Annotated in this window: 2 protein-coding genes; both read right to left on the bottom strand. The window is 57.9% G+C overall.

From position 1 onward, the window contains the following. The coding region (gene fdhF / locus Q7T06_RS03460; protein ID WP_304780211.1) for a formate dehydrogenase subunit alpha at positions 1-2,120 on the bottom strand (2,120 nt) is incomplete at its 3' end. 21 nt (positions 2,121-2,141) lie between these two features. Then, on the bottom strand, positions 2,142-3,409 hold a 1,268-nt coding region (locus Q7T06_RS03455), incomplete at its 5' end, for an NADH-quinone oxidoreductase subunit F (protein WP_304780208.1).

Raw genomic sequence — 3,409 nt, 5'->3', positions numbered from 1 at the left:
ACTTTGCGCACGCGTGAAATACGGCGTTCTGCATTCGTGAAGGTGCCGTCTTTTTCCAGGAACGATGAGCCCGGCAGGAACACATGCGCGTATTTGGCGGTTTCATTGAGAAAGATGTCTTGCACGATGATGCATTCCATCGCTTCCATGGCTGCGGTCACATGCTGCGTATTCGGATCGGACTGGACGATGTCTTCACCTTCGCAATACAGGCCCATGAAGGTGCCATCCATCGCCGCATCGAACATGTTAGGAATGCGCAGGCCCGGTTCCGGATCCAGTGTGCAATTCCACACCGCTTCAAATTCAGCGCGTGCGACGGAATCGGAAACGTGACGATAGCCTGGCAGTTCGTGCGGGAATGAACCCATGTCGCACGAACCCTGCACATTATTTTGACCGCGCAAAGGATTCACGCCCACGCCTTCGCGACCGATGTTGCCGGTTGCCATAGCCAGATTGGCGATGCCGATCACCATCGTCGAACCCTGTGCGTGTTCCGTCACGCCGAGGCCGTAATAGATCGCCGAGTTTTTGCCGCCTGCAAACAGGCGTGCTGCAGCGCGTATATCTGCCGCCGGCACGCCGCTGACCAGTTCCACTGCTTCGGGAGAATTTTCCGGCAGTGCAACGAATTCCTGCCATTCGTCGAATGAATCCACATCGCAACGTGCCGCAATGAAGTCGGGCTTGTGCAGTTTTTCAGTGATGATCACATGCGCCAGCGCATTGATGATCGCCACGTTGCTGCCGGGTTTCAGCTTCAGGTGGTAATCGGCTTGCACGTGTGGCGATTTGACCATCTCGGTGGTGCGTGGATCGACAACGATCAGTTTTGCACCCTGACGCAAACGGCGTTTCATCTGCGAGGCAAATACCGGGTGACCGGAGGCCGGGTTGGCGCCTATGATCAGGATCACATCCGATTTCATCACGGACGCGAAGGTTTGCGTACCGGCGGATTCACCCATCGTTACCTTCAAGCCGTAACCGGTAGGCGAATGGCAGACGCGTGCGCAGGTGTCGACGTTATTGTTGCCGAAGGCAGCGCGCACCAGTTTTTGCACCAGGTAGCCTTCTTCATTCGTGCAACGCGAGGAAACCAGGCCGCCAACCGAATTCTTGCCGTATTTACCCTGGATGCGCTTGATTTCCGACGCCGCGTAATTGATCGCCTCTTCCCACGAAACTTCTTTCCATGGATCGGTGATCCTGCTGCGTATCATCGGCTTGAGCATGCGGTCTTTATGCGTTGCATAGCCCCATGCGAAACGGCCCTTGACGCAGGCGTGGCCCTGGTTGGCTTTGCCATCCGGGTTAGGCACCATGCGGACCACTTCATTGCCCTTCATTTCAGCCTTGAACGAACAGCCGACGCCGCAGTAGGCGCAGGTGGTGACCTTGCTGTGTTCTGCCTGGCCCATCATGATGACGGTTTTTTCAGTCAGCGTAGCGGTTGGGCAGGCATCCACACAGGCGCCGCAGGAAACGCATTCCGACGCCAGGAAGTCTTCATTCTGGCTAGGCGACACGCGCGAGGCAAAGCCGCGGCCGTCTATCGTCAGTGCGAAGGTGCCTTGTGTTTCTTCACAGGCGCGCACGCAACGGTTGCAGACGATGCATTTCGATGAATCAAAGGTGAAGTATGGATTGGATTCATCCTTGCCCAGCTTCAGATGATTTTCACCGTCGTAGCCGTAACGCACATCGCGCAAGCCGACCACGCCAGCCATGTCCTGCAATTCGCAGTTGCCGTTGGCCGGGCAAGTCAGGCAGTCGAGCGGATGATCCGAGATGTACAGTTCCATCACGCCGCGGCGGATGTCTGCCAGTTTCGGCGTCTGGGTCTTGATCTTCATGCCGGCTTCGGCTGGCGTCGTGCACGATGCAGGATAGCCGCGACGGCCTTCGATCTCTACCAGGCACAGACGGCAAGAGCCGAATGCTTCCAGGCTGTCGGTGGCGCACAGCTTGGGCACATTGATGCCAACTTCTGCTGCGGCACGCATGACGGAGGTGCCTTGCGGCACGGTGACGGATACGCCGTCGATTTCCAGGGTGAGCAGATTTTCGGAGGCGCTTTTCGGCGTGCCGTAATCGATACTGTTTAATATGTTCATGTTGAGCTCCAGTCTTTCAGCTTAAGCAGCGGTTGCGAGTTTTTGATCGCCAAAATCTTCCGGGAAGTGATTCAGGGCCGACAACACAGGGAACGGTGTCATGTTGCCCATCGCGCACAGCGATCCGGTGACCATCACGTCGCACAGGTCGCGCAGCAAATGTATCTGTTGCGGCCGGTTCTGGTTGGCGATGATCTTGTCCATGACTTCGACGCCGCGCGTCGAGCCGATACGGCATGGCGTGCATTTGCCGCACGATTCCACGGCGCAGAAATGCATCGCGTAACGTGCCTGTTTCGCCATGTCGACCGTGTCGTCGAAGGCCACCAGGCCGCCGTGACCGACGGTCGAGGCAACGGCAGCAAACGCTTCGTAATCGAAGGGGGTGTCGAACAGGGATTCCGGCATGTAGGCGCCGAGCGGGCCGCCAACCTGTACCGCACGGATAGGACGACCCGATTCCGAGCCGCCGCCAAAGTCATACAGCAATTCGCGCAGCGTGACGCCGAAGGCTTTTTCTACCAGGCCGCCAAACTTCAAATTGCCAGCCAGTTGCATAGGCAGCGTGCCGCGCGAACGGCCCATGCCGAAGTCTTTGTAGAAAGTCGCGCCACGCGCCAGGATCAGCGGTACCGCAGACAGCGAGATGACGTTGTTGATGACCGTCGGTTTGCCGAACAAGCCTTGCAGTGCAGGCAGTGGCGGTTTGGCGCGCACGATGCCGCGTTTGCCTTCTATGCTTTCCAGCATCGCGGTTTCTTCGCCGCAAACATAAGCGCCGGCCGCCTTGCGTACTTGCAGGTTGAAGGTGCGACCCGAGCCGAGTATGTTTGCGCCCAGATAGCCGGCCGCGTTGGCGGCAACGATGGCTTCATTCAAGGCCGCGATCGCGTGCGGATATTCGGAGCGCACATAGATATAACCCTCGGTCGCCTTGACGGCTAGGCCGGCGATGGTCATGCCTTCGATCAGCATGTAGGGATCATCTTCCATCACCATGCGATCAGAGAAGGTACCGGAGTCGCCTTCATCGGCGTTGCAGGCGATGTACTTTTGATCGGCTTCAGCGCCCAGCACGGTTTTCCACTTGATGCCGGTAGGGAAAGCCGCGCCGCCGCGACCACGCAGGCCGGAATCGGTGACTTCCTGGACAATCGCGGCCGGTTCCATGGCGATGGCTTTTTTCAAACCGACATAACCGTCATGCGCCAGATAGTCATCCAGCGACACCGGGTCGGTGACGCCTACGCGCACGAATTGCAGGCGCTCCTGTTTTTTCAGGTAAGGGA

This window comes from Herminiimonas sp., from assembly GCF_030645555.1.
Taxonomy (GTDB): Bacteria; Pseudomonadota; Gammaproteobacteria; order Burkholderiales; family Burkholderiaceae_D; genus Oxalicibacterium.
This window is presented reverse-complemented; position numbering and strand designations above follow the sequence as displayed.